The organism is Roseovarius indicus (genome assembly GCF_008728195.1).
In the GTDB taxonomy this organism is placed as follows: Bacteria; Pseudomonadota; Alphaproteobacteria; order Rhodobacterales; family Rhodobacteraceae; genus Roseovarius; species Roseovarius indicus.
Map to the genome: position 1 here is coordinate 2,524,086 of NZ_CP031598.1, position 22,636 is coordinate 2,546,721.

The 22,636-nt window shown below is 66.5% G+C and carries 25 protein-coding genes; 9 read left to right on the forward strand and 16 right to left on the reverse strand.

The annotated features are described in order from the left end of the window. The first annotated feature begins 4 nt into the window (after positions 1-4). A complete protein-coding gene (locus tag RIdsm_RS11815) occupies positions 5-1,675 on the forward strand; it encodes a ribonuclease J (RefSeq protein WP_057816563.1) in 1,671 nt (556 codons plus the stop codon). A 3-nt stretch (positions 1,676-1,678) separates the two neighbouring features. On the opposite strand, the gene RIdsm_RS11820 is transcribed toward RIdsm_RS11815, so the two are convergent. The 5 genes from RIdsm_RS11820 to RIdsm_RS11840 all read right to left on the reverse strand — a co-directional run bounded on the left by RIdsm_RS11820 (position 1,679) and on the right by RIdsm_RS11840 (position 6,975). After that, a complete protein-coding gene (locus RIdsm_RS11820) occupies positions 1,679-1,897 on the reverse strand; it encodes a tautomerase family protein (protein ID WP_057816564.1) in 219 nt (72 codons plus the stop codon). 63 nt (positions 1,898-1,960) lie between these two features. Next, positions 1,961-3,406: a DEAD/DEAH box helicase gene (locus tag RIdsm_RS11825; protein WP_057816565.1), complete on the reverse strand. Its 1,446-nt coding sequence runs from the start codon at positions 3,404-3,406 to the stop codon at positions 1,961-1,963. A 206-nt stretch (positions 3,407-3,612) separates the two neighbouring features. Further along, entirely contained in the window at positions 3,613-4,578 is a 966-nt protein-coding gene (locus RIdsm_RS11830; RefSeq protein ID WP_057816566.1) for a glycosyltransferase family 2 protein, read from the reverse strand. 118 nt (positions 4,579-4,696) lie between these two features. Continuing rightward, positions 4,697-5,311, reverse strand: coding sequence for an exopolysaccharide biosynthesis protein (locus tag RIdsm_RS11835; RefSeq protein ID WP_057816567.1), 615 nt, complete (start codon positions 5,309-5,311; stop codon positions 4,697-4,699). Positions 5,312-5,367: 56 nt separating this feature from the next. Next, entirely contained in the window at positions 5,368-6,975 is a 1,608-nt protein-coding gene (locus RIdsm_RS11840; RefSeq protein ID WP_057816568.1) for a peptide chain release factor 3, read from the reverse strand. Positions 6,976-7,131: 156 nt separating this feature from the next. Between RIdsm_RS11840 and RIdsm_RS11845 the strand changes: the two genes are divergently transcribed. Beyond that, entirely contained in the window at positions 7,132-7,383 is a 252-nt protein-coding gene (locus RIdsm_RS11845) for a hypothetical protein (protein ID WP_057816569.1), read from the forward strand. Positions 7,384-7,399: 16 nt separating this feature from the next. Here the strand turns inward: RIdsm_RS11845 and RIdsm_RS11850 are convergent, their stop codons facing one another. Next, positions 7,400-8,413: a Hint domain-containing protein gene (locus RIdsm_RS11850; RefSeq protein ID WP_057816570.1), complete on the reverse strand. Its 1,014-nt coding sequence runs from the start codon at positions 8,411-8,413 to the stop codon at positions 7,400-7,402. 166 nt (positions 8,414-8,579) lie between these two features. Between RIdsm_RS11850 and RIdsm_RS11855 the strand changes: the two genes are divergently transcribed. The 6 genes from RIdsm_RS11855 (at position 8,580) to RIdsm_RS11880 (ending at position 13,079) form a co-directional block, all read left to right on the forward strand. Further along, positions 8,580-9,359, forward strand: coding sequence for an SDR family oxidoreductase (locus RIdsm_RS11855; RefSeq protein ID WP_057816571.1), 780 nt, complete (start codon positions 8,580-8,582; stop codon positions 9,357-9,359). Between the two features lie 21 nt (positions 9,360-9,380). Then, the gene (locus tag RIdsm_RS11860) at positions 9,381-10,184 is read left to right on the forward strand and encodes an alpha/beta hydrolase (RefSeq protein ID WP_201455569.1); all 804 of its coding nucleotides are present in this window, start codon (positions 9,381-9,383) and stop codon (positions 10,182-10,184) included. Positions 10,185-10,361: 177 nt separating this feature from the next. Further along, the gene (locus RIdsm_RS11865) at positions 10,362-10,580 is read left to right on the forward strand and encodes a twin-arginine translocase TatA/TatE family subunit (protein WP_057816573.1); all 219 of its coding nucleotides are present in this window, start codon (positions 10,362-10,364) and stop codon (positions 10,578-10,580) included. Between the two features lie 8 nt (positions 10,581-10,588). Continuing rightward, positions 10,589-11,323, forward strand: a complete 735-nt coding sequence (gene tatB / locus RIdsm_RS11870) for a Sec-independent protein translocase protein TatB (protein WP_074939783.1) — start codon at positions 10,589-10,591, stop codon at positions 11,321-11,323. Further along, positions 11,320-12,240, forward strand: coding sequence for a twin-arginine translocase subunit TatC (gene tatC, locus RIdsm_RS11875; protein WP_057816574.1), 921 nt, complete (start codon positions 11,320-11,322; stop codon positions 12,238-12,240). The genes tatB and tatC overlap by 4 nt, the downstream gene beginning before the upstream one ends. Further along, positions 12,237-13,079, forward strand: coding sequence for an ATP-binding protein (locus tag RIdsm_RS11880; protein WP_236553234.1), 843 nt, complete (start codon positions 12,237-12,239; stop codon positions 13,077-13,079). Before tatC ends, RIdsm_RS11880 begins: the two co-directional genes overlap by 4 nt. Positions 13,080-13,179: 100 nt before the next feature. On the opposite strand, the gene RIdsm_RS11885 is transcribed toward RIdsm_RS11880, so the two are convergent. The 4 genes from RIdsm_RS11885 to RIdsm_RS11900 form a co-directional block, all read right to left on the reverse strand. Then, the gene (locus RIdsm_RS11885; protein ID WP_057816575.1) at positions 13,180-14,373 is read right to left on the reverse strand and encodes a LysM peptidoglycan-binding domain-containing M23 family metallopeptidase; all 1,194 of its coding nucleotides are present in this window, start codon (positions 14,371-14,373) and stop codon (positions 13,180-13,182) included. 73 nt (positions 14,374-14,446) lie between these two features. Then, positions 14,447-15,106 carry a protein-L-isoaspartate(D-aspartate) O-methyltransferase gene (locus RIdsm_RS11890; RefSeq protein ID WP_057816576.1) on the reverse strand — a complete coding sequence of 220 codons (660 nt, stop codon included), beginning with the start codon at positions 15,104-15,106 and terminating at the stop codon, positions 14,447-14,449. After that, positions 15,103-15,882, reverse strand: coding sequence for a 5'/3'-nucleotidase SurE (surE, locus tag RIdsm_RS11895; RefSeq protein ID WP_057816577.1), 780 nt, complete (start codon positions 15,880-15,882; stop codon positions 15,103-15,105). The genes RIdsm_RS11890 and surE overlap by 4 nt, the downstream gene beginning before the upstream one ends. Before the next feature lie 83 nt (positions 15,883-15,965). Further along, positions 15,966-16,616 carry an SDR family oxidoreductase gene (locus RIdsm_RS11900; protein ID WP_057816578.1) on the reverse strand — a complete coding sequence of 217 codons (651 nt, stop codon included), beginning with the start codon at positions 16,614-16,616 and terminating at the stop codon, positions 15,966-15,968. Positions 16,617-16,730: 114 nt separating this feature from the next. Here RIdsm_RS11900 and RIdsm_RS11905 point away from each other — a divergent pair, with 114 nt between their 5' ends. After that, positions 16,731-17,330, forward strand: coding sequence for a biotin transporter BioY (locus RIdsm_RS11905; RefSeq protein WP_057816579.1), 600 nt, complete (start codon positions 16,731-16,733; stop codon positions 17,328-17,330). Positions 17,331-17,405: 75 nt separating this feature from the next. Here the strand turns inward: RIdsm_RS11905 and RIdsm_RS11910 are convergent, their stop codons facing one another. The 6 genes from RIdsm_RS11910 to RIdsm_RS11935 all read right to left on the reverse strand — a co-directional run bounded on the left by RIdsm_RS11910 (position 17,406) and on the right by RIdsm_RS11935 (position 22,383). Further along, on the reverse strand, positions 17,406-17,834 hold the full coding sequence (locus RIdsm_RS11910) for a DUF1284 domain-containing protein (RefSeq protein ID WP_057816580.1): 429 nt from the start codon (positions 17,832-17,834) through the stop codon (positions 17,406-17,408). 40 nt (positions 17,835-17,874) lie between these two features. After that, positions 17,875-18,204, reverse strand: coding sequence for a hypothetical protein (locus RIdsm_RS11915; protein WP_057816581.1), 330 nt, complete (start codon positions 18,202-18,204; stop codon positions 17,875-17,877). Between the two features lie 140 nt (positions 18,205-18,344). Further along, the gene (purF, locus tag RIdsm_RS11920) at positions 18,345-19,796 is read right to left on the reverse strand and encodes an amidophosphoribosyltransferase (protein WP_057816582.1); all 1,452 of its coding nucleotides are present in this window, start codon (positions 19,794-19,796) and stop codon (positions 18,345-18,347) included. 151 nt (positions 19,797-19,947) lie between these two features. Continuing rightward, the gene (locus tag RIdsm_RS11925) at positions 19,948-20,505 is read right to left on the reverse strand and encodes a CvpA family protein (RefSeq protein ID WP_057816583.1); all 558 of its coding nucleotides are present in this window, start codon (positions 20,503-20,505) and stop codon (positions 19,948-19,950) included. Positions 20,506-20,531: 26 nt separating this feature from the next. After that, positions 20,532-21,896, reverse strand: a complete 1,365-nt coding sequence (radA, locus tag RIdsm_RS11930; protein ID WP_057816584.1) for a DNA repair protein RadA — start codon at positions 21,894-21,896, stop codon at positions 20,532-20,534. Positions 21,897-21,903: 7 nt separating this feature from the next. After that, positions 21,904-22,383: a paraquat-inducible protein A gene (locus RIdsm_RS11935; protein WP_057816585.1), complete on the reverse strand. Its 480-nt coding sequence runs from the start codon at positions 22,381-22,383 to the stop codon at positions 21,904-21,906. Positions 22,384-22,636 lie beyond the last annotated feature (253 nt).

Below are 22,636 nucleotides of genomic sequence, written 5' to 3' on the forward strand. Positions count from 1 at the left end.
CAGCATGAGCAAAGAGCGGCTGATCTACCTGCCCCTTGGCGGGGCGGGCGAAATCGGGATGAACGCCTATGTCTACGGTATTGGCGAGCCGGGAAAGGAGCGACTGATCCTTGTCGATCTGGGCGTGACCTTTCCGGATATGGACACGACGCCGGGCGTCGACCTGATCTTTCCCGATATCAGCTGGCTGGAGGAACGGCGCGATCGGCTGGAGGCCGTGTTCGTGACCCATGCGCACGAGGATCACGTGGGCGCGGTCTCGCATTACTATGACCGGCTGGGCGCGCCGATCTATGCGCGCGCGTTCACCGCCAACATTGCCCGGAAGAAGATGGAAGAGCGGGGCCAGCCCGAGAAGGCGGTGATCACCGCGAGCCCGTGGCCCGAGGTGATCGAGGCCGGCCCGTTCAAGGTGGGGTTCGTGCCGATCTCGCACTCGATCCCGGAAAGCGCGGGGCTGGTGATCGACACCAAGCTGGGCCGGCTGGTGCATTCGGGCGACTTCAAGATGGATACCGACCCGGTCGTGGGCGAGGCGTTCGACGAGGAGTTGTGGGCGTCGCTGTCGGAGCCGGGGGGTCTGGCGCTGATGTGCGATTCGACGAATGTGTTCAGCCCCCATGCGGGGCGGTCGGAAAGCAGCCTGGGGCCGGAGATCGAAAGCCTGATCGCGGGCGCCAAGGGCATGTTCGTGGCCACCACGTTCGCCAGCAACGTGGCGCGGGTAAAGACGCTGGCCGAGGCCGGTGAACGGGCGGGGCGGTCGATCTGCCTGATGGGCCGGGCGATGCGGCGGATGATCGAAGCGGCGGTCGAGACCGGCGTGCTGACCGGGTTTCCGCGCACGGTGAGCCCGGAGGATACGAAGAACATTCCGCGCGAGAACCTGATGCTGATCGTGACGGGCAGCCAGGGCGAGCGCCGGGCGGCCAGCGCGCAGCTGGCGCAGGGCAAGTATAACGGGATCGAGATGAAGCCGGGCGATACGTTCCTGTTCTCGTCGAAGACGATTCCGGGGAACGAGCGCGGCGTGATCCGGATCATGAACCAGTTCAGCGAGATGAGCGTGGATGTCGTCGACGACGATGGCGGGCGGTATCACGTGTCGGGCCATGCCAACCGGCCCGACCTGGAGCGGCTGCACAAGCTGATCAAGCCGTCTTACGTTGTGCCGATGCATGGCGAGCACAGGCATCTGCGCGAGCACGTAAAACTGGCGAAATCCAAGGGGTTCGGGGCCGTTCTGGCACCGAACGGCACGATGATCGAGCTGTCGGGAGAAAGCCCGTCGGTGGCCGATTACGTCGAGACCGGGCGCGTGTACCTTGACGGGAACGTGCAGGTCGGCGCGTTGGACGGCATCGTGCGTGACCGGATCCGGATGGCGCTCAACGGGCATGTGATGGTGAACGTCATCCTCGACGAGGATGACGAGCCGCTGGGCGAGCCGTGGTGCGAGCTGAAGGGGCTGGCCGAGGAGGGCAGCAGCCGGGCGCCTCTGGTCGACGTGCTGGAAGAGGACCTTAGCCAGTTTCTTGGCCGGGCGGGTGACAAGACCCTGACCGACGACGACAAGCTGGAAGACGGCGTACGCAAGGTCGTGCGGCAGGTGGCGCAGGCCGAGATCGGCAAGCGGCCCGAGGTGACGGTGATCATCAGCCGGCTGACGAACTGAGCCTCAGTCGCCCCGGCGAATCGCCAGGCCGAGCTCGGTGTGCAGTACGTTGCCACCAAAGGCCCATGAGCCGCTTTTGACCTCGTGAATGCGGGCGGAGGTGTTTTCCTTCATCCGGCCGCCCGCGGCCTCGCCAAAGGCGTCGATCACCTTCAGAAGGATGCGTTCCTTGTCCTCGTCGGTGAACACACCTTCGAGCACGTGAATGTCGATGAGGGGCATGGCTGTCTCCCGTCCGTGTTGCCCCTTCGATGATAAGGGCTAGGGACGGGAGGCCAAAGCGCCTTAGCTGGCGCGGCGCTGGTCGAAGCTGAGGGCGATGAACTGGGGCAGGTGGTCGCCCATGCCCACGGTCTTGTTGCCGTCGTCCTTCTTGCCACGCTTGGAGCCACCGCGGGAGGAGGACGACCGCGGTTTGCTGTCGTCACTCTTCTGCGGCTGGGTGTCCTCGGCGACGGTCTCGGTTGCCGGGGCTTCTTCGGCCTTCTTGGCAGGGGCGTCGTCGGACTTTTTCGAGCGGCTGCGCGAGGCGCGTTTGGGCTTTTCTTCCTCCTTCGCCTCATCGGCGGCGGGGGCGGTGTTGCCCAGCGGGTTCTCGGCCCGGGGAATTTCCTTCTGGATCAGCTTCTCGACTGCGTCGAGCGCCTTTTCGTCGCGCGATCCGCAGAGGGTGATCGCCTTGCCGTCACGGCCTGCGCGGCCGGTGCGGCCGATGCGGTGGACGTAATCCTCGGGGTGGCCGGGGACGTCGAAATTGAACACGTGGCTGACCGAGGGCACGTCGAGCCCGCGGGCGGCCACGTCGGAAGCCACCAGCAGCTTGAGCGTGCCTGAGCGGAACCCGTCGAGCGTGCGCGTGCGCTGGCTCTGGTCGAGGTCGCCGTGGATGGGGGCCGCGTCATAGCCATGGGTTTTCAGCGACTTGGCAACGATATCCACATCCGTCTTGCGGTTGCAGAAGATGATCGCGTTGGTCAGCTTCTCGCCCTCGGCGTCGATCATGGCCCGCAGAAGCGCCCGCTTCTCGCTGTCGGCCTTGTCGCGGCGGGAGGGTTTGAACATCACCACTTCCTGCTTGATAGTCTCGGAGGCGGTGGCCTGACGGGCAACCTCGATGCGCTCGGGGGCCTGCAGGAAGGTGTTGGTGATACGCTCGATTTCCGAGGCCATGGTGGCCGAGAAGAAGAGCGTCTGCCGGGTGAAGGGGGTCAGACCGAAGATACGCTCGATATCGGGGATGAACCCCATGTCGAGCATGCGGTCGGCCTCGTCCACCACCATGATCTTGACGTCGCTGAGGATCAGCTTGCCGCGCTCGAAATGGTCGAGCAGGCGGCCGGGCGTGGCGATCAGCACGTCGACGCCCTTGTCGATGATGGCTTCCTGTTCCTTGAAGCTGACGCCGCCGATCAGAAGGGCGCGGGTGAGCTTGAGATACTTGGAATAGGTGTCGAAGTTCTCGGCCACCTGCGCCGCGAGTTCGCGGGTGGGGCAGAGCACCAGGCTGCGCGGCATGCGCGCCCGGGCCCGGCCACGTGCCAGAAGCGACAGCATCGGCAGGGTGAAGCCCGCCGTCTTGCCGGTGCCCGTCTGGGCGATGCCCAGAACGTCGCGGCCTTCGAGGGCCGGGGGGATGGCGCCCGCCTGGATGGGTGTGGGGGTTTCGTAGCCGGCTTCTTCTACGGCCTTGAGGACCTTCGGATTGAGGTTCAGATCAGAAAATTTGGTCATATGTGTCCATGGTTTGCGGACACAGTCTTGGCCCGCCGTCTCGTCGAATGTGGAGGTGATGGCTTACGTATCGGTCAGCGCACCCCCATGCGTGCGCCAGCCTTTATAGAATCAAGGGGGGTATGGTCAATGCAAGCTTGCATTAACTGCCCTGTAGCGTACCGAAATAACACCAGATCGTGATATTGTTTCCCCTTGGGTGACAATCAAGTGAAATATGGAAACTGTTTCTGGCGCTTCGTGTCGAGGTCGAGCCGGACGGCGTGGAGATGGCCGTGTCTGTCGAGCCGCGCGCGCAGGTCGGGCGTGGCGGTGCAGACCTCGCGGTAGAAGGCGCGCAGGGCGGGCTCTCCGCCGTCGTCTTCGAGCATCGAGAACAGCTGGTTCATCGTCAGGGCGATTCCATCGGGCATTGGGGCGGCGCGGAGGCCGTCGCGGTAGCTGCCCTGGGCCATGCGGAAGCGGAAGGTCTCTTGCCAATGGGGCCAGCTGTGGGCGTGGAGGTGGACGAGGTGCATGGCGTCGAGGCGGGCGGGGTCGGGATCCTGCTGGCGGTCGAAAAAGGCGTTGTGGATGCGCAGGGAAACGCCGTCGAGCCCGGTGCGGACGAAGACCTTGCCGGCGACGTGGCTGAGGAAGCCCCCGTTCAGGTGTTCGCCGTAGGTGGGGTAGATTTCGTTGGTCTGGGCGCGGCGGGGGCCCTGCTGGCGGGCGTGGCCCTTGCACCAGATCTGGCCCTTGGGCGGCGGGTCGTCGGGGTCGGGGGCCAGTGCCTCGATGGGGTGGACGCGGGCGCTGCGGGTCTCGGACGGAAGGGCGGCGAGCTGGTCGGCGATGGGGGCCGCGGGCCAGAGGAACTCGTCGACGTCGATATGGGCCAGCCAGTCGACCTGTGGATTGCGATTGTAGCAATGGGTGGCGTTGGCCGTCTGGCGCGGCTGGTGGGCGCCGGGGCGGCCCTTGGCGCGGCGGCTCCAGTAGGCGTCGTCGGTGACGGTGACGCGGCATTTGGGATGGGCGGAGAGGTGGTCGCGGGCCTGCGGGTTGTCTTCGTCGAGATAGACATGCACCCGGTGGGCGCCCAGATCGAGGTGGTGGGCGGCGAAATTCAGGATGTCGGCGGCGGGGGCCTTTATAGTCGAGACCACGCCCCAGGTGGGAAGGCTGCTCATGCGGCGACAATGCGGTTTGGCGGCCGGGGGCGCAAGAGGGATACGGTGCGCGTGGGGTGAGGGAGGGACGCCTCCGGCGGGAGTATTTCGGGCAAGATGAAGGGCTTGGGCGCCACTTCTACATCGTGGTGGCGACGTAGATCGCGGGCAGCAGGAGGAGGTAGCCGAGCGCCACGGCCGCGCCGTCGCGGGTGGTGAGGCCAAGGGCGAAGAACAGCACCGGGATGCCCATCAGCGGCGGCAGAATGGGAATGGCGCCGAGGACCGTCATGGAGAGCCCCAGGAGGATCAGCAGGAGCGCGATGATACGCAGCGACACGGAGCCCTCGGCGAGGGGCGTGGCGCGGGGGCGCAGGCGGTGGCTGAGCCATTGCATTCGGGGGCGCAGAAAGCTGCAGGCGCGGCGCAGGTGGCGGGCGGGCATGCGGCGGCGGCGGATGAAGCCGGGCAGCCAGACGCCGCGGCGGCCGCGCATGATCTGGATGCCGATCACGGCCATGATCAGGCCGATGGCGCCGCCGACGCCGGGGATCATGCCGAAGGGCAGGACAAGCAGCGCGGCGAGGCCGAGGAGAAGGGGGCCGAAACCCTGGGCGCCGATGGTTTCGACCACATCGCCGAAGGGGATGGACGTGCGGTCGGTCGCCATGTCGTCGAGCGTGTCGACGATGGTGACCACGGTGTCGGGGCCGGTATCGGTGGCGTCGGAAAGGGCGGCGGTGTGAGCGTTCATGCCCGGTCAACGTTAACGCGGGCTTAAGGTTTCTTAACGTTTTGTGAAACCTGGGGTCAGCCCATCATTTCCTTGGTGGCGGACAGGGTTACATCCGGATAATCCCGTTCGATCCGGTCGATATCCCATTGCAGGCGGGTCAGGTAGACGACGTCGCCGTCATGGTCATGGGCGATATGCTGTTTGTTCGCGTCCATGAATTTCTCGACCGCCTGCTTGTCGCCCCTGACCCAGCGGGCGGAGGTGAATTGCGAGGCTTCGAACCGCACGGGCAGGCCATATTCCAGCTCGATCCGGGAGCCCAACACCTCGAATTGCAGGGCGCCGACGACGCCCACGATGAACCCTGACCCGAAGGCGGGCTTGAAAACCTTGGCCGCGCCTTCCTCGGCGAATTGCATGAGCGCCTTTTCGAGGTGCTTGGCCTTCATCGGATCGCCGGCACGGCAGGATTGCAGCAGTTCCGGTGCAAATGACGGGATACCCGTAACACGCAAAGCTTCCCCTTCGGTTAACGTGTCGCCGATGCGCAGCTGGCCGTGGTTGGGGATGCCGATGATATCGCCCGCCCAGGCCTCTTCCGCGAGTTCGCGGTCGGAGGCGAGGAAGAGGACGGGCGCCGAGACGGTGAGCGGTTTCTTCGTGCGGACATGGGTGAGTTTCATGCCGCGCTTGAAGTGGCCGGAGGCCATGCGGACGAAGGCCACGCGGTCGCGGTGCTTGGGGTCCATGTTCGCCTGAACCTTGAAGACAAAGCCGGAAACCTTTGTTTCTTCAGGGGAAATCTGGCGCGGTTCGGCCGATTGCGGCTGCGGTTCGGGGCCGTAGGCGCCGATCCCTTCCATCAGTTCCTTGACGCCGAAGGAGTTGATGGCGGAGCCGAACCAGATGGGGGTCATGTGCCCTTCGAGCACCGACTGGGGGTTCAGCGTGGGCAGGAGTTCGCGGGCCATCTCGACCTCCTCGCGGAGCTGATCGACGAGGTGGTCGGGCACATGCTCGGCCAGTTTTGGGTCATCAAGCCCTTTGATTTCAATGGTTTCCGCGACCTTGTTGCGGTCGGCGCGGTCCATCAGTTCGAGCCGGTCGTTGAGCAGGTCGTAGCAGCCGACGAAATCGCGCCCCACCCCGATGGGCCAGCTTGCCGGGGTCACGTCGATGGCCAGGTTTTCCTGGATTTCGTCAATGATTTCAAACGTGTCCCGGCTTTCCCTGTCCATCTTGTTGCAGAAGGTCAGGATTGGCAGGTCGCGCAGGCGGCAGACCTCGAAAAGCTTGCGGGTCTGGCTTTCGACGCCCTTGGCGCCGTCGATCACCATGATCGCCGCATCGACCGCGGTGAGGGTGCGATAGGTGTCTTCGGAGAAGTCGGAGTGGCCGGGCGTGTCGACAAGATTGAAGCGGAAGTGCTTGAAATCGAACGACATTGCCGAGGCGGAGACGGAGATGCCGCGATCTTTCTCCATCTGCATGTAGTCTGAGCGGGTGCGCCGCGCCTCGCCCTTGGCGCGGACCTGGCCGGCCATCTGGATGGCGCCGCCGAAGAGCAGGAACTTCTCGGTCAGAGTCGTCTTGCCGGCGTCGGGGTGCGAGATGATCGCGAAGGTCCGGCGGCGGGCAATTTCTGCGGGCAATTCGGGGCGGTTATGAGAGGCGTCGGGCATGAGCGGGCATATAGAGGGGTGGGGCAAACGGCGCAAGCTGGCACGTCGGTATAACGTCGGTATTTTGTCGGTATTACGTCGGTGCGCGTGCGGTGGGTGCGGTTGTCATATGGCCGGCAGGGCTTACGTGGAGTGAGGTAACCGAAAGGAGGACCCATGGCATCCAAAGGCCAAAACCCGAATTTCGCACGCCCCGACAAGCAGGACGATCCGGCCACCCCCGTGCCGGACAGGAAGCAGGGCGAACCCGCCAAGACGAGCAACACGGTGAAGGCGAAGGACGCCTTCGGCCAACCGCGCAACGAGACCCAGTGGACCCGGGAATCGATCAGCGCGCATAACGCCAAGCCCGCGCTGGAGCCCGATGGCAAGGCCGCCAAGGAACAGGCGCGGAAATTCAGAGGATAGGCGTCTGGCCCGAGGCTCAGCGCGTCGAGGCGCGCTTGAGCAGGCTGGCGGCGTCGGGATGCTTGAGAAGCGCCTCGCTGACCTCGTATTCGAGGTGGCGGCGGCCGGAATGGCCGGAGAGCCCCTCGTCGAGGGTGCGGGTCAGTTCGGCCGGCAGGGCATCGCGCGTGCGGGTGTCGACGAGGAAGGTTTCCGCGGCGATGCCTTCGGCGAAGATGATGTGGTGCCGGTCGAAGAGCAGCTGGAAATAGTCGACGAAGCCGCCCGACTGGCGGGTGACGGTATCGCCGTTGACGAGATGGCGGGCGCGCACGAGCACTTCGTGCCGGCCGGCGCCGAGCGCGTCGAAGCGCTGGTAGATGAAAAGCCGGTGATCGGGGCTGACCAGCAGGTCGTTCTCGTTGTGGAGGGTGCCGGCCTTGATGCGGATCGGGGCGAACTCGCCCACGGCGCGGACGGTCGACTGGCCGATCCAACGGACGGCCTGGGGGCCGTCGTCGCGGGTGAGGACGAGATCGCCGAGGGTCAGCTCCTCGATGGGTTTCTGGGCGCCGGAGGCCATGGTGATATGGGTGCCGCGGGAGAAGGAGACGCAGGCGACCTGGGCGAATTTCTGGCGGGCGGTCTCGCGGTCAATGCCGACCAGCGAATAGCCCATGCGAGGGGTGAGCTGGGCCAGGGGCAGGGCGAAGACGTTCTCGACATTGCTGTGGTCGTCGACCTCGACCAGCACGAGGACCTCGGCGGTCTGGCCGGTGGAGGACATCAGGGTCAGGCTGCTGTCGAGATAGAGCGTGGCGCCGGGGCGGCCGATGGCCGAGTCGGGCGAGATGATGAAGGTGCCCTTGTCGGACGGCGTGATCGACAGGCGGCGCAGGCGGGCGTTCTGGCGAAGCTCGTAGGTGTCGTCGAGATCGAGCTCCATCGCGAAGGAGAGCGGATCGCCGAGATTGGCGCCGTTGACGACCGTCAGGTCGGCGGACTGGTAAACCGGAATGGATTGCGCGGCGTTCTGGGCGGGTGTCTTCATCTATCTACCAATCACACTTGCAAAATCTGAGGCGCCCGGGCGGGCCAACTCAGGCAACGCATCTAGACCGCCTTTGTGGCAGCAACTGGTCGAATCCCCGGTGTTTTGCTGGCAATGCGGGCGTAAGCAGTGGTACGTCTTTCCGGAGGAAAAGGGGAGAGTTTTGATGGATCTTGGTATCAGGGGAAAACGGGCCTTGGTTTGCGCGTCGTCGAAGGGGCTGGGGCTGGGCTGTGCCCGGGCGCTGGCCGAGGCGGGCGTGGACCTGGTGATGAATGCGCGGGGCGCCGAGGCTTTGGAGGCGGCGGCGAAGGATATCCGCGAGGCGTTCGGTGTCGAGGTGGTGACCGTTGCGACGGACGTGACGACCGAGGCCGGGCAGGCGAAGGTGCTGGAGGCCGCGGGCGATGTGGATATCCTTGTCACCAATGCCGGGGGCCCGCCGCCGGGCATGTGGAGCGACTGGGACCGCGAGGATTTCATCAAGGCGCTCGATGCCAACATGCTGACGCCGATCGCGCTGATGAAGGCACTGCTGCCGGGGATGATGGAGCGCGGCTGGGGGCGGGTGGTGAACATCACCTCGCAATCGGTGAAAGCGCCGATCGCGGTGCTGGGGTTGAGCAATTCGGCGCGGGCCGGGCTGACCGGGTACGTGGCGGGCACGTCGCGCCAGGTGGCCGGAAAGGGTGTGAATATCAACAACCTGCTACCCGGCATTCATGCGACCGACCGGGCGGATTCGCTCGACAAGGCGGCGGCCCAGGCCGAGGGCCGGCCCTTCGAGGAGGTGCGGGCGGAGCGGGAGGCATCGCTGCCGGCCGGGCGCTATGGCACCAAGGAGGAGTTCGGTGCGGCCTGCGCGTTCCTGTGCAGCCAGCATGCCGGGTTCATCGTCGGGCAGAATATCCTGCTCGATGGCGGCAACGTCAACGCGACGCTGTAAGGGCTGACGGGGGTGGGCGCCTTGGAGTTTGCCGATTTCGACAAGCGGGCGGGCACGCGGATGGTCGCGGACGCGGTCTATGGCCATGCCCCGCTGGACGGGCAGGAGGTGGCGCTGCACGCGACGCTCTACCTGCCGAAACAGCGACGGCGGCGGCCGCCGCCGCTTTTGGTTTGGATCCATGGCGGCGGGTTTCGCGACGGAGCCCATGACCAGCTGCAGATTCGCCGGCTGGCGCGGCAGCTGACGATCGAGGGGTTCGCGCTGGCCACGCCGGAATACCGGCTGGGGGCCGGGGCGGCCGACCTGTCGGAGGGCAGCCGGGCGAGGCTGGACGAGCTGGAGCGGATGCCGGTGGCCGAGGGCGCGGGCTGGTTCTCGGGCGCGGCGGCGATCGCGGCGGCCGAGGACCTGTCGCGCTTCATGACATGGCTGGAGGGCGTCCGCGACGAGATCGGCTTTGCCGGGCGCCCGGTGCTGGGCGGCAGCGGGGCCGGGGCGGTCACCGCGTTCAACCTTGCGTTCCTGGCGCCATGGCTGGGGTTCGAGCGGCCGGACCCCGCGGGGATCCTCAGCTTTTCCGGGGGTTTTGCCTGGCCGGAGCTGTACGAGGCGGGAAAATACCCGGTCTTTGCCTTGCACAACCCGTTCGACGAGAAGCTGGCGATCGGCTCGATCCGGGCGCTGTCGCAGCTTGACCCGCGGCTGGAGCTGCTCGAGGCGTGGGAGCAGGAGCACGGTCTTCTCAGGGTGCATCCGAAGGAGACGAAACCGGTCACCTTCGGGCGGATCCGGGGGTTCGTGGAGCGGTGGACCGCCGCCTGAGGCGGGCGGGTCAGCGTCGTATCGTCTCAGGCCCGTGCCGGGGATTGCGGCAAAGCCTTCAAAAAACCGCGTGAGAAGCCCCATTCCCGCTTTCATCCGCCCGCGCGAAGGCTTAGATACGGTTGACGAAATTGCGAGGGTCGCGCACAAACGTGGCCCGACCATGGGAGAGAAAGCATGCTCAACAATATCGGCCTTCCGGGCCTTCTTCTGATCGCCGTCGTGGTGCTGGTTCTGTTCGGCCGCGGCAAGATCTCTTCGCTGATGGGTGAGGTGGGCAAGGGCATCACCTCGTTCAAGAAAGGCGTGTCCGAGGGCAACAAGGAACTCGAAGACGCCAGCAACGACGCCTCTGCCGAAGAGACGTCGACCGAGAACGAAAAAGACAAGGCCTGATCCCTTAAATGTTCGACCTTGGCTGGACCGAGCTTCTGCTCATCGGCATCGTGGCGCTGATCGTGGTGGGCCCGAAGGACCTGCCCGGCATGTTCCGGACGGTGGGCAACTTCGTCGGCAAGGCCAAGCGCATGGCGCGCGACTTCTCGAAGGCGATGAACGATGCCGCCGACGATGCCGGGATGAGCGACGTGAAACGCTCGCTCAACGCCGCGTCCAACCCGATGAAATCGGCGATGGACGAGGTCAGGAAGTCGACCGAGAGCTTTACCGCGAAATCGATGGCCGGCCCGCAGAAGAGCGAGCTTGACCCGGAACGGGCCGAGCAGGCCGAGAAGATCCGCGAGCGCGCCGGCAAGATGGCCGAGGAGCGCCGCGCGAAGGAGGCCGAGGAGGCCGCCGCGAAGGAGGCCGACACGGCCTCGGGCGGGGCCGTGGCCAAGGCGGAAGACAAGACCAAGGCGGCCCCGAAGTCGGGTGGCACCAAGACGGCCGCCAAGTCGTCGACCGGAACGAAGACGGCGGCGAAATCCTCCTCCTCTGCCAAGAGCACCGCGAAACCGGCGGCGAAGAAGACCCCGGCCAAATCCACGGCGAAGGCGTCGACCGCGTCGAAGAGCACGTCGAAATCGACTGGCACACGCAAGACGGCGGCGAAATCCGGGGCGGCCGGGTCTAAATCGACAACCAAAAAGCCGGCCGCGCGCAAATCCACGGCCTCCAAGACCGAGGACAAGGCATGACCCGTGCCGCCGATGACGAGATCGAAGACAGCGCCGCCCCGCTTATCGAACACCTGGCCGAGCTGCGCACGCGGCTGATCAAATGTGTCGTCGCCTTCATGGTCGGCATGATCATCTGCTTCACCGTCGCGACGCCGATCTTCAACTTCCTGACCGCGCCGTTGTGCCAGGTTCTGGCCGAGCGGGGACAGAACTGCGACCTGATCTTCATCAAGCCGCAGGAAGGCTTCTTCGTGGCGATCAAGGTGTCGCTGCTGGGTGGCTTCATGCTGTCCTTCCCGTACCTGGCGAACCAGATGTGGCGCTTCGTGGCGCCCGGGCTCTACAAGTCGGAGAAGGGGGCGTTCCTGCCGTTCCTGCTGGCGTCGCCCTTCATGTTCATCCTGGGCGCGTCCTTTGCCTTCTACGTGGTGACGCCGCTGGCCTATGACTTCTTCCTCGGGTTCCAGCAATTCGGCACCGGGGGCGAGGCCGTGCCGGCGGGTGATCCGCAGAACCGGCCGGGCCTGTCGGTGGTGTTCCAGGGCTCGGCGCAGGAATACCTGAACCTGACGATCAAGTTCATCGTGGCCTTCGGCCTGTGCTTCCAGCTGCCCGTGTTGCTGACCCTGATGGGCAAGGCCGGGCTGGTTGGGGCCGAGGGGCTCAAGACCATGCGGAAATACGCGGTGGTGGGCATCCTGGTGCTGGCCGCGCTGGTGACGCCGCCGGATGTCATCACCCAGGTGATCCTGTTCGTGGTGGTCTACGGGCTTTACGAGATCTCGATTTTCCTTGTGGGTCGTGTCGAACGGAAGCGCATCGAGCAGCTGAAGGCCGAGGGCGCGTGGTTCGAGGACGATGACGAGGATGATCCGCTGCTGGCCGAGTTCGAGGACGAGGACGGCGACCCGGAGGATCGCGAGGGCCGGTCGTGACCGAGCCGCTCGACAGGATCGCGGCGGCGCTGGAGCGGATGAGCCCGGCGCCGCTGGAGGCGCCCGATTTCGCGGCGGCCGATGCGTTCGTCTGGCACGTGGAGCCCGACCGGCTGGTGCCGGTGCCCAAGGTCAACCGGATCGACATGTCGCTGCTGGTGGGGATCAACCGCTCGCGCGATACGCTGCTTGAGAACACCCGCCAGTTTGCCAAGGGTCTGCCGGCCAACAACGCGCTGTTGTGGGGCTCGCGGGGGATGGGCAAGTCGTCTCTGGTGAAGGCGGTGCATGCGGCTGTCAGGGCCGAGGGGGCGCCGCTGAAGATCGTCGAGCTTCAGCGGGAGGACCTGACCAGCGTGGGCCGTCTGCTTGGCCTGTTGCGCGACGCCGAGGAGCGGTTCCTGCTGTTCTGCGACGACCTGAGCTTTTCGCATGACGACCAGCATTACAAATCGCTGAAGGCGGTTCTGGATGGCGGGATCGAGGGGCGGCCGGAGAACGTGGTGTTCTACGCCACCTCGAACCGCCGCCACCTGATGCCGCGTGACATGATCGAGAACGAGCGCTCTACCGCGATCAGCCCGTCGGAGGCGACGGAGGAGAAGGTCTCGCTGTCGGACCGGTTCGGGCTGTGGTTGGGCTTCCATCCCTGCGATCAGGACGAGTACCTGACGATGATCCGCGGCTATTGCAACGCCTACGGGGTCGAGATCGACGACGCCACCCTGCGGGCCGAGGCGATCGAGTGGCAGGCCACGCGCGGGGCCCGGTCGGGCCGGGTGGCATGGCAGTATTTCACGGATCTGGCCGGCCGTCGGGGTGTCCCGGTCGCGCTCTAGGCGCCACACCCCGCTTCTTCTGGCCAGAAATATCCCGGGGGAGACGTTGAAACCCCGCAGGGTTTCAACGTTGGGGGCAGAGCCCCCTTACTCCGCCGATTTACTGAAGATACGGGCCCGGATCGACCGAATCGAAGCCTTCGCGCACTTCGAAATGGACCGCCGCCGTGCCGTCGCTGCGGATCTCGGCGAGCTTCTGGCCGCGGCTGACGCTGTCGCCCTTGGACACCGCGACGCCGCCGACGTTGGAATAGACCGTCAGCAGGTTGTCGGGGTGCTTGACCACGATGATCGGGATGCCGTTGGTATCCTCGGTGATGGCCGCGACGGTGCCGGAGGCGGCGGCGTTCACCGCCGTGCCGGGGGAGGCCGCGATGTCGATGCCATCGTTCTTGCCCTTCTCGTAATCGCGGATGATGTCGCCGCGCACCGGCATTCCCATCTTCCCCTTGGGCGCCGAGGCTTCCGAGCTCATGTCCGGGGCGGCGGTGGTTTCCACCTCTTCGGCCGCGGGCAGGGTTTCCTCGTCGGGCAGGGGTTTCGAGGCGCTCGGCGGTTCGGGCGTCTGGGTGCCTTGGCCGGGCATCGAGGTCGACTCTTCGTTGAGGGCGGATTTCGGTTTGCCGGGCAGGGCCACCGGGATCAGCAGGAACTGCCCCTCGCGGACGCCGAAATCGCTGCCCAGTCCGTTCCATTCGGCAAGGCTGCGGACGGAGACGTTGTAGAGCCGGGCGATGGAATAGGCGGTTTCGCCGCGTTCGACCTTGTGGCGCACCGGTTCGACGCCCGAGGTGCCGCCGGGTTGCTTGCTGGGCGCCGTCGGCGCCGGGTCGAGCGTGCTGGTCTGGACGCCTGCCGTGCTGGTGCTGTCGGCCTCGTCGATGGCGTTGCCGGCGAGCGTGGTGATGTCGACACCGCCCGGCCGGATCGGGCCGCCCTCGGGTTCGGTGACGCGCTGGGGCAGGGCGACGATCTCGCCATCGCGCAACGGGTCGGAGGGTTGCAGGCCGTTGTAGCTGGCAATCGCCTGAACGTCGGCGCCGATACGCTGGGCGACATCGGCGACGGTGTCGCCGCGCCGGGCGACGGCCACCTGGTAGCTGGGGTAGGAGATCACGCCGCGGCTGTCGGGCCGGGGCCGGTCGGCCGTGGCCGCGCGGGCCGCGTCGGATGTGCTGGGGGCGTTGCCGAAGGCGCCGCGCATGTCGAAGTCGAGCCCCGAGTCGCCGCAGGCCGACAGGCCCGCGAGCGCGGCTGAGGCCATCAATACGGCCGGGCGAAGGGGAAAACGCATCTCGATAAGCTCCTCATCTCGTTCTTTGCCCCGTGTGGCCCGGGGTCTTCAATCAGGTTGTCCTGTCCTACCCTTATCCGCTGTCCCGCCCGAGGCCTTCGACCAGCGGAACGAAACGTACCGGGAGCATCTCGTCATACTCGAAGCCGTCTTCCGTGCGCGTCACGCGGATCAGGCTTTGCACGGCATCTGACTGCCCCACCGGCAATACCATGATACCCCCGATTTTCAACTGGGCCAAGAGCGGCCCGGGCGGGTCTTCCGCAGCGGCAGTCACGAGGATGCGATCGAACGGCGCCTGGTCGGGCAGGCCGAAGCTTCCGTCGGAGGTGACGGCGGTGATATTGGTGAGGTCGAGTTTGCGGAAGACATCCGTCGCCTCGACCACGAGCCGCTTGTGGCGGTCGACGGTGTAGACCCGGCGCGCCAGCTGGCTGAGGATGGCCGCCTGGTAGCCCGAGCCGCAGCCGACCTCGAGCACCTTGTCGCGGTTCGACACCTTGAGGGCCTGCGTCATCAGCCCCACGACGGAGGGTTGCGAAATGGTCTGGCCACAGGCGATGGGCAGCGGCATGTCTTCATAGGCGCGGGCCGCGAAGTGGCCGCGCACGAAGAGGCCGCGATCGACCTTTTCCATGGCATGCAGCACGCGCCGGTCGGTCACCCCGCGCGAGCGCAGGGCGAACAGGAACTGCATCTTGCGCTCGGCGATATCGGGGGAATCGTCGGTCATTCGATCGCTTTCAGCGCCTCCAGCGCGTCATGCGCCGTCAGGTCGGCGCGCATCGGCGTGACCGAGATATAACCCTTCAGGTTCCAGTCTGCATCGGTGCCTTCGGAGGTGGGCTGTTGCTGTGGTGCGCCGGTGACCCAGAGGAAACGGCGGCCCGAGGGCGACTGGGCGGGCTGGACGCCGAAGCCCATGTCGCGGCGGAAGCCTTGCGGGGCGGCGCGGGTGCCTTTCACCGCGTCCGAGGGCACGGGCGGGAAGTTGATGTTGTAGAAGATGCCGTAATCGTCCTTCGTCCAGACGCCCTTGTCGAGCAGCCGGCGGAGGGTGTCGAGCCCGTGGCCACGGGCGGATTCGAACTGGTCGTCGAGGTCGCGGTTCTCCGGCCCGTAATACTGGCTGAGCGCCACGGCCGGCAGGCCCTGGAGCGCCGCTTCCATGGCGCCGCCCAACGTGCCGGAATAGAGCGCGTTCTCGGCCGCGTTGTTGCCGCGGTTGACGCCGGAGAGGACGAGATCGGGGCGCTCGGGCATGATGTCGTGCACGGCGGCCAGCACGCAGTCGGCGGGCGAGCCTTGCGTGGCGAAGCGGCGCTCGGCCATCTGGCTGACCATCATCGGCTGGGTGTAGGAAATGCAGTGGCCGACGCCCGATTGCTCGAAGGCGGGCGCGACTGTCCAGACCTCACCGCCGGGCCCGGCAAGCTCGGTGGCGATCTCTTCCAGAACGGCGAGGCCGGGGGCGTTGATGCCGTCGTCATTGGTGATGAGAATGCGCACGTCGTTTGCCTCCGGGATGCCTGTCCGCCTTGTGTAGCGGCGGTAATCCGCCGGGGCAAGCGGGGTGGGGGCGGCTCGGGCTGTCAGAGCATTCCGAGCAGGCGCTGTGCCTCTTTTGCCGTGGTCGTGAGCGCCGCGCGGTCTTCGCCGGGGAAGAATCGGGCGCGGGTGGCGGTGGGCATGGGGTTGGGTTCGAGCACGTGGACATGCGGGCCGATCTTGGCGGTTTCCGCCTGCCAGCTGCGGGCGAGCGCCGTCTGGGCGGCCTTGGTGGCGCCGTAGGCCGCGAAGAACTTGTCGCCGGCATGGGGGTCGTCGAAGAAGAGCGCGGTGCCGGTTTCGCCCAGCAGCGGCGCGAGGAAGGGGATGAGCCGGCCGGTGGCGGTGACGTTGACGGCGACGGATTTGTCCCAGTCCTTGGGGTCGAGGTGGTTGGCGGGGGTCAGGGGCGCCGCGTGAATGGCGCAATGGGCCCAGAGATCGATCTTGCCCCAGCGGTCGTAGATCGAGCGGCAGAGCTGGGCCATGGCATCGGCGTTGGTGATGTCCATCGGCGCAAGCGTGGCCTGGCCGCGCTTTTCCTTGATGCGGTCGTCGAGCTCTTCCAGGGCGCCGGTGGTGCGGGCCACGGCGACGATATGGTACTCGGGTGCCAGCGCCTCGGCGATGGCGGCGCCGAGACCGCGGGAGGCGCCGGTGACCAGCGCGATTTTCGGGGATGACATGTCGCTCATGGGCTGGGGATGTCCCACTGCCGGTTGGTAAATTCAAGTGCAATTGCTTGACTTCCCCCCTGCAAAGGCGAAAAAGTCGCACAGGTTTTTAAAGCAAAGGATGCGAGGACGATCATGCGCGATACCACTCTGGCCGGGGCCGTCATTGGCCAAGACTCCCTTCTGAAACAGGCCGCCCTGGTGCTGGGCGGGACGATGTTCATCGCGCTGGCCGCGCAGGTGAGCATTCCGTTCTTCCCCGTGCCGCTGACGCTGCAGACGCTGGCGATCCTGATCGTGGGCCTGACCTTCGGTGCGCGGCTGGGGGCCGTGACGCTCGCGGCCTACCTGGCCGAGGGTGCGATGGGCCTGCCGGTTTTTGCCAACGGTGCCTCGGCGCCGGCGCTGATCGGGCCGACCGCCGGCTTCCTGTTCGGCTTCGTGCTGATGGCATGGGTTGCCGGGCTGGCCGCAGATCGCGGGCTGACCCGTGGCGTGGTGTCGACCGCCGTCGTGGCGCTGGTCGCCTCCGCCGTGCTGTACATTCCGGGCGTCGCATGGCCGATGGCCGTGGCCGAGCTGGCCGGGATCGGCGGCAAGTGGGTCGGCACCTCGGCCGGCGCGTTGTGGAGCGGCTGGGTCGCGCCCTTCCTGCTGGGTGACGTGGTCAAGTCGGTCATCGCCGCGATGGTCGTGACCGCTGGCTGGAAGGCGGCGCAGGCCCGCAAAGGCTGAGCCTCATTCCATATGACTTTCAGAGCGCCGTCCCGGTTTGGGGCGGCGTTTTGCGTTTCATTGTTCTGAAAATACTCAATCCGCGGCTTCGGCGTGCAGATCGCTCAAGGCCCTTTCGCACAGTCCCAGCTCGAGCCACTGGCAGCCCGCGCAGAGCGAGGCGAGGGCGCCCGGGGGCACGCGCTTGACGATGCGGCGCTTGGCCTCGCCCCAGGTGAGGCGGGTGCCGGTGAAGAGGCCGAGGGCGCGGGCGTGGCGGGTGTCGAGCGTGGTGATCTTGGCCTGGCTTTCGCATAGCTGGCCGCGGCGCTTGGGGCAGGGGCCGCAGATATCGTCGGCGGCGCCCACGACCTCGATCTCGATGTCATCGCCGCCCGGCGCGCGCAGGCGGCCGTCGATGATATCGCTCATGTTGGCGACGAATCCGTCGGAATAGCCCTTGCCCTGGAACCCCAGCGAGCACAGGAAATGATGCGGGCGGTAGCGGACGGGTGTGTCAGTCATGGCGCGGCAGGATGGGCCGGGGCTGGCCCGGCGTCAAGCGTCACTCGGTCTTGTCTTCCGGCCGGGCATGGGGGCGGACGCGGGCGGGTGTGCCGGGCTGGATCGGGGGCATGGTGAGCTTGCGGGCCATGCCGCCCTGGGCGAGGTGCAGCGCACCGGTTTCGATGGCGGTGACGACCGCGTAGCCGAGGTGGTCGCCGCGGGCGAGCTTGCGAATGTCGCCCGAGGCGGTCCGCACCAGCGCTGCGGAGCCGTCGCCGCGGACGAAGGTGCCCAGCAGCACGGCCTTGTCGAGGGGCAGGACGTTCAGGTCTGTCGCCTCGAAGGCGGCTTTCAGGGCGGGCGGTGTGGTGTCGGTGTCTTGTGCCATAGAATCGGGTCCGTGGATGCGAAACGGCGCGCCAGAGGCGCGCCGAGGCGGGGGGTGTAGGGGAGTTCGCGCCCCGGTAAAAGGCCCGTGGAGCGCTGTGCGCGGAAAGCTGCTTGCTGCGCCCGGGAAAGGGCGGCGGGTTACTCCGCCGCCTTGAGCTGGAAGCCCTTCTCGATCTGGTCGGAGGGTTCGACCGGGTAGTCGCCCGAGAAGCAGGCATCGCAATATTGCGGGCATTTCGCATCACGGCCCGAGGCCTCGCCGACCGCGCGGTAGAGCCCGTCGAGCGAGATGAACTTCAGGCTGTCGACCGCGAGATGTTCGCGCATCTCGTCTTCCGACATGGTGGCCGCCAGCAGCTTGTCGCGCTGGGGCGTGTCGACCCCGTAGAAGCAGGGCCAGGCCGTGGGGGGGCTGGCGATGCGGAAATGCACCTCCTTGGCGCCGGCGTCGAGGATCATTTCCTTGATCTTGCGCGAGGTGGTGCCGCGCACGACGCTGTCATCGACGAGGATGACGCGCTTGCCCTCGATCAGGGCCCGGTTGACGTTCAGCTTGAGCCGGACGCCCATGTTGCGGATCTGCTCGGTGGGCTCGATGAAGGTACGGCCCATGTACTGGTTCCGGACGATGCCCATGGCGTAGGGGATGCCGGATTCCTGGCTGAAACCGATGGCCGCGGGCGTGCCGCTGTCGGGGACCGGGCAGACGAGGTCGGCGTCGACGGGGGCCTCGCGGGCCAGTTCGATGCCGATCTGGCTGCGGGTTTCATAGACCGAACGGCCGCCGATGATGCTGTCGGGGCGCGAGAAATAGACGTGCTCGAAGATGCAGAAGCGCGACTTGGCCGGGCGGAAAGGCCGGTGGCTTTCGACGCCGTCATTGGTGATGACGACCATCTCGCCCGGCTCGATCTCGCGCACGAAACGCGCGCCGATGATGTCGAGCGCGCAGGTTTCCGACGACAGCACCCAGCCATCGCCGACCTGTCCCAGCACCAACGGGCGCACGCCCAGCGGGTCGCGGACGCCGATCAGCTTGGTGCGGGTCATGGCCACGACCGAGAACGCCCCTTCGACCCGGCGCAGCGCGTCTTCCATCCGTTCGGGGATGTTGCGCTGAAGCGAGCGGGCCATCAGGTGGATGATGCATTCGCTGTCGGAGTTGGACTGGAAGATCGAGCCACGCTCGATCAGCTCGCGGCGGAGCGCGTCGGCATTGGTGATGTTGCCGTTATGCGCGATGGCCGCGCCGCCCATGGCAAACTCGCCGAAGAAGGGCTGCACGTCGCGGATGACGGGGGCCTTACCCCCGGCGGTGGAATAGCGCACGTGGCCGATCGAGAGCGGCCCCGGCAGGGTTTCCATCAGCGATTGGCGGGTGAAGTTGTCGCGCACGTAGCCGAAGCGGCGGGCAGAGTTGAACCCCTGCTCGGCGTCATGGCTGACGATGCCGCCGGCCTCCTGCCCGCGGTGCTGCAGGGCGTGAAGGCCGAGGGCCACGAAGTTGGCGGCATCGGCAACGCCGATGACACCGAAAATACCGCATTCCTCGCGCAGTTTGTCGTCGTCGAAGGGATGGGCGGGGGGCATTTGCTTGGGCAAGGGGCAGCTCCGAATCTCACGGTATGCCAGTCACGCCCTACATAGGGCGACATCCAGCCGATGTCACGAAACTATCATGAAAGTGATCTTACGGAAGGTAAGGGTGTGGCCCCGGTGCTGTGCCGGGGCCGGGTGGCGCTTACGAGGGCTCGCACGCGCCCACCAGTTCCTCGTATTGGCGGGTGATCCAGCCGAGCGCGGCTTCGGGGTCGCGGTCTTCGACATTGTCGGTCAGGCGGGCGAAGACGCGGGCCGAGCGGCTGTCGTCGATGATCTCGATATCCTGGCTGGTGATGATCGTCTCGTAGACGAAATAGGCGATGGCCACGAGCAGCACGCCGCGGGCGACGCCGAAGAGGAAGCCGAGCGCCTGGTCGATGCCGCCCAGGGCCGAGCGCTGGACCAGCGACGAGAAGAGCGGCGTGATCAGCGAGGCGGCGATGAGCGCTATGGCGAAGATGGCGGTGAAGGCCGCGATCATCGAAAGCTCGCAGCTGTCGGCGATGAAGTCGCCCACCACCGGGATTTCCTTGACCAGCGGTTCGATCTGGGGCGCGAAGATGAAGGCGAGGATGCCGGCCGCGACCCAGCCGGCGATGGCCAGCGCCTCGCGGACGAGGCCGCGGGAATAGGCCAGCAGGGCCGACAGCACGATGACGAGCGCCACGACGCCGTCGATGATGGTGAAGCCTTCCATACGCTCTTCCTGTCCCTTTGTCGCGCTTAACCTGCGCCGAAAATGTCGCCGACGAAAGCGGTCAGATCGCCGTATTCGTCAAGGCGCATGCCACCCGCTCCGCCCGGCTTGCCGCCGGCCGGCACGATCGCGGACGTGAAACCAAGTTTTTGCGCCTCTTTCAACCTGTTTTCCGTCTGCGACACCGGGCGGAGCGCGCCGGACAGGGATATTTCCCCGAAAACCGCCGCTTCAGGCGGGAGGGCGATGTCTTCGCGGGCGCTGAGGAGGGCCGAGGCGACGGCGAGGTCGGCGGCGGGTTCGGAGATCTTTATGCCGCCGGCGACGTTGAGGTAGACGTCGAGCCCGGCGAAGGGGATGCCGCAGCGGGCCTCGAGCACGGCGAGGATCATGGCGAGGCGGGCGCTGTCCCAGCCGACGACGGCGCGGCGGGGCTGGGCCGTGGTGGTGGGGGCGACGAGGGCTTGCAGCTCGACGAGGAGGGGGCGGGTGCCCTCGATGCCGGCGAAGACGACGGAGCCCGGCGAGGGGGTGCCGCGGCCGGAGAGGAAGAGCTCGGAGGGGTTGGAAACCTCTTCGAGGCCGCGGCCGGTCATCTCGAAGACGCCGATCTCGTCGGCGGGACCGAAGCGGTTCTTGACCGAGCGGAGGATGCGGAACTGATGCCCGCGCTCGCCTTCGAAATACAGGACCGTGTCGACCATGTGCTCGACGACGCGGGGGCCGGCGATCTGGCCTTCCTTGGTGACGTGGCCCACGAGGATGACCGAGCAGCCCTTGCGCTTTGCGAAGGTGGTGAGTTCGTGGGCGGCGGCGCGGACCTGGGCGACGGAGCCGGGGGCGCTGTCGACGGTGTCGACCCACATGGTCTGGATCGAGTCGATGATGACGAGGCCGGGGGCCTCGGAGTCCAGAGTGGTGAGGATGTCGCGCAGGGAGGTGGCGGTGGCGAGCTTGACCGGTGCCTCGGTGAGGCCGAGGCGGGCGGCGCGCATGCGGATCTGGGCGGTGGCCTCTTCGCCGGAAATATAGAGCGTTTTCAGGCCCTTCTCGGCGAAGCGGGCCGCGGCCTGGAGGAGCAGGGTGGATTTGCCGATGCCCGGATCGCCGCCCACCAGCGTGGCCGAGGCGGGCACGAGACCGCCGCCGAGAACGCGGTCGAGCTCGGCGATGCCGGAGCCGGAGCGGGGCGGCGGCGTCTCCTTGGTGGCGAGGTCGGTGAGGGCGATGGCGGCGCCGCGTTTGGCGCCCAAGGCCTTCTTGCCGGGGCCGGCGGAGAGGGGGGCTTCCTCGATGATGGTGTTCCATTCGCCGCACGCGTCGCAGCGCCCGGACCACTTGGAGTGGACGGCGCCGCAGGCGGTGCAGGTGAAGGAGGCTTGTTTGGCCATGGGGGTGTTAGTGCCTGCTGTTTGGGTCGGTGGCAAGCGGCTCGTCGCGCCCTTGCAGGCGCGCCTCGCGGGCCGTGAGGATCGAGAGGGCGAGGGAGGCGAGGATGCAGGCGGTGAAGAGGTAGAGGCCCCAGGCGGTTTCGATCCGGCCGATGCCGATGCCCTTCAGGATGGTGATGTAGAGGGCGATGAGGAAGATGTCGGCCATGGCGAGTTTGCCCAGGATATGCAGGGCCGGGAGCACGGCGCGGTCGAGCAGGTGGAAGTGCACCAGCGCGAGGCCGAGGGTTTTGAGATAGGGGGCGAAGAGGGCGAAGATCGTGACGATGAGGGCCAGGATGACGTCGGATTGCCAGAGGGATTGAAGGCCCGAGATGACGGAGATTTCCGACAGCCCGAAGAGCGGCAGCATGCCGGCGCGCATCATCGGGGCGAACCACGAGACGGGGAAGAGGACGAGGAGGGCGAGGTTGGCGTAGCGGAGCATGGCGTCGGATGTGTGAAAGGTTAGGCAGAGGTAAACGGTGCGGACGGGGGCGGCAAGCGGTGTGGCGCCGCGTTTTGGGCGAATCGGGGTTAACGGCGTTGTTTTGCGGGGAAAGGGCGGGTCGGTATCGCGTCGGTATAACGTCGGTATTGCGTCGGTGTTTTTCGCGGTGGTCGGCGGGGTTAACGGGGCGTGCGGTGTGGGTAGGGTTTGGTGAGTTTTTGAGGGGGAGGGTTGCGGGATGGTTTTTTGT